3 protein-coding genes are annotated in these 2,516 nt (G+C 65.8%); all 3 read left to right on the forward strand.

Annotated features, from left to right (window positions below; all coding sequences use genetic code 11):
• The first annotated feature begins 81 nt into the window (after nt 1-81).
• The 3 genes from GV161_RS30825 (at nt 82) to GV161_RS30835 (ending at nt 2,494) form a co-directional block, all read left to right on the forward strand.
• On the forward strand, nt 82-513 hold the full coding sequence (locus tag GV161_RS30825; protein WP_152012682.1) for a transposase: 432 nt from the start codon (nt 82-84) through the stop codon (nt 511-513).
• On the forward strand, nt 510-863 hold the full coding sequence (tnpB, locus tag GV161_RS30830) for an IS66 family insertion sequence element accessory protein TnpB (RefSeq protein WP_152012681.1): 354 nt from the start codon (nt 510-512) through the stop codon (nt 861-863). The genes GV161_RS30825 and tnpB overlap by 4 nt, the downstream gene beginning before the upstream one ends.
• A 68-nt stretch (nt 864-931) precedes the next feature.
• Nucleotides 932-2,494, forward strand: a complete 1,563-nt coding sequence (locus tag GV161_RS30835) for an IS66 family transposase (RefSeq protein ID WP_152012680.1) — start codon at nt 932-934, stop codon at nt 2,492-2,494.
• Nucleotides 2,495-2,516: the final 22 nt, after the last annotated feature.

The following is a 2,516-nucleotide window of genomic DNA, read 5'->3' on the forward strand; positions in this document are numbered from 1 at the left end:
GTAAGCGCCACGCCGGTCCCCTCGTGCGGTTCATGAGCTGTATGTGGCAGCATCCTCCGATTGGCGAGACGGAGGATCGGGATGGAAGCAGACGTGCAAATGGACGTCCAATTGGACGTCGCGACACCTGGCTACGTCGGGCGGCTTGAGGTTGTCGAGGGTCCGACGGGGCGGCGGCTTCGCACGGAGGGCGAAAGGGCCCGGATAGCGGCGGAGAGCCTGATGCCGGGGATGCAGGTTGCTGTGGTCGCTCGAAAGTACGGAACGACACGCTCGCAGGTGTATGATTGGCGGCGGCGCCTTCGTCTGGGAGAGCTGGTCCTTCCGGAGAGCGCGGAGCCGCTGTTCGCGCCGTTGCTGGTGGATGACGCGCAGTCGCCCCTGCTGCCGCCAAAGCCACCGAAATCGGCGGCGGCGAAGGTTGAGATCGTGGTTGGCGATGCGGTAATCCGAACGACGGTCGAGGTCGAGCAGTTGGTGCAGGTGATCCGTGCGGTGCGGGCCTCGCGATGATCGCGCCGAGTTCCGATCTGAAGATCTACGTGGCGACACGTCCGGTCGACTTCCGTCGTGGCCTTGATGGGCTGGCGGCGGCGGCGCAGGAGATGCTCGGCCTTGATCCCTACAGTGGTGCCGCCATCGTCTTCCGGGCCAAAAGGGCCGATCGGATCAAGATTTTGGTCTGGGATCGCACCGGACTGGTGCTGGTGCATAAGCGCCTGGAGGGCTCGAAGTTCGTCTGGCCCCAGCTTCGCGGCGGCGTGATGCGGATGTCGCCGGCGATGTTTGCGGCCTTGTTCGAGGGGCTGGATTGGCGCCTGGTGCGTCCCGAGCGGGTTCGGCGTCCGCAGCTTGCCGGGTGAGTGCGGCACACTGACTCAGGTCCGCGCCGGGCATGGCACTGCGGGCTGATCCATGCTCGAAATAGCCCATGAACGTCGCCGTTCTCCATGATGAGGTCGAGCGTCTGAAAGCCGAGCTGGCGCAGACGCAAGAGGCCCTGGCTCAGTCCGAGGAAGCGCGGCGGCGGCTGGAGAGTATCGTCAGCGACTTCCAGCGCGAGAAGTTCGGCGCCAGGTCTGAGAAGCTCTCCATCGAGCAATATCATCTGCCGCTGGAGGATGTCGAAATCGCCCAGGGCGTGCTCGATGCAGCCCATGAAAAGGCGCAGCAGATCATCAAGGGCCGTTCGGACGCCGGCGCGTCTCACCGCCGCAATCGCGGTCATCTGCCGGCCCATCTGCCGCGTGTCGAGCGGATCATCGAGCCGCAGAGCAGGCTGTGCCCGTGCGGCTGCGGCGAAATGGCCAGGATCGGCGAGGACGTCAGCGAGCGGCTGGACGTGGTCCCGGCGCAGTTGCGCGTGCTGGTCACCCGCCGCCCGAAATACGCATGCCGCCGCTGCTCGGGCGCGGTCGTGCAGGCTCATGCCCCCGAGCATGTGGTGCCGGGCGGCCTGCCGACCGAGGCGCTGATCGCCCAGGTTATCGTCGCCAAGTTCGGCGATCACTTGCCATTCTATCGACAGGCCGAGATCTACGCCCGCCAGGGCATCCGGCTGGATCGCGCGACCTTGGGCAACTGGGCTGGCCGGGCCTGCTTCCATCTCAAGCCCATCGCCGATCGCATGCGCCAGCATCTGGCCGCGGCGGATCGGTTGTTCATGGACGAGACCACCGCGCCGGTGCTCGATCCCGGGCGCGGAAAGGTTAGGAAGGGCTTCTTCTGGGCGATCGCGTCTGATGATCGCGGTCATGCCGGCCAGGGCCCGCCGATCGTGCTGTTCCACTATGCGCCAGGACGCAATGGCGAGCATGCCGAACGCTTCCTTCAGGGCTTCCGCGGGCAGTTCCTTCAGGTCGACGCCTACGAGGGCTATGATCGGCTGACCCGCCTGGAACGGCCGCAGGGGCCGTGGCGGCTCATCCATTGCTGGGCCCATCTACGCCGACGCTTCGTCAAGCTGGCGCGCAACACCAAATCGCCGATCGCCGAAGCGGCGATCCGCCAGATCGCGGCGCTCTATGCCATCGAGGCAACCGTGCGCGGGACAGCGCCGCAACTGCGGCTCGCCGCCCGGCGGGAGCATTCCGCGCCGATCATCGCCGCCCTCAAGCCGTGGTTCGAGAAGCAGTTGTCGATGATCTCTTCCGGCTCCAGGCTGGCCGAAGACATCCGCTATGGGCTCGCCCACTGGGAGGGGCTCACCCGCTTCCTCGACGATGGCCGCCTCGAGCTCGACACCAACCCGGTCGAAAACGCCATCCGCCCAATCTGCCTGACCCGGAAAAACGCCCTGTTCGCGGGCCACGAGGTCGGGGCGGAAAACTGGGCGCTGCTATCGTCCCTCGTCGCCACATGCAAGCTCAACGACGTCAATCCCGTCGCCTATATCGCTGAAACCCTCGACGCCATCATCAACGGCCACCCGCAAAGCGGCGTCGAAGATCTCATGCCGTGGCGCTTCCGGAAATCCTCAATCCCTAATCCATAGGGTGCTGGCGCGGCGCTTACGA

Source organism: Bosea sp. 29B (assembly GCF_902506165.1).
Taxonomy (GTDB): domain Bacteria; phylum Pseudomonadota; class Alphaproteobacteria; order Rhizobiales; family Beijerinckiaceae; genus Allobosea.

Coding starts and splice junctions, on each gene's coding strand:
- GV161_RS30825 (WP_152012682.1), top strand. CDS start 82: ATGGAAGCAGACGTGCAAATGGACGTCCAATTGGACGTCGCGACACCT.
- GV161_RS30835 (WP_152012680.1), top strand. CDS start 932: ATGAACGTCGCCGTTCTCCATGATGAGGTCGAGCGTCTGAAAGCCGAG.
- tnpB (WP_152012681.1), top strand. CDS start 510: ATGATCGCGCCGAGTTCCGATCTGAAGATCTACGTGGCGACACGTCCG.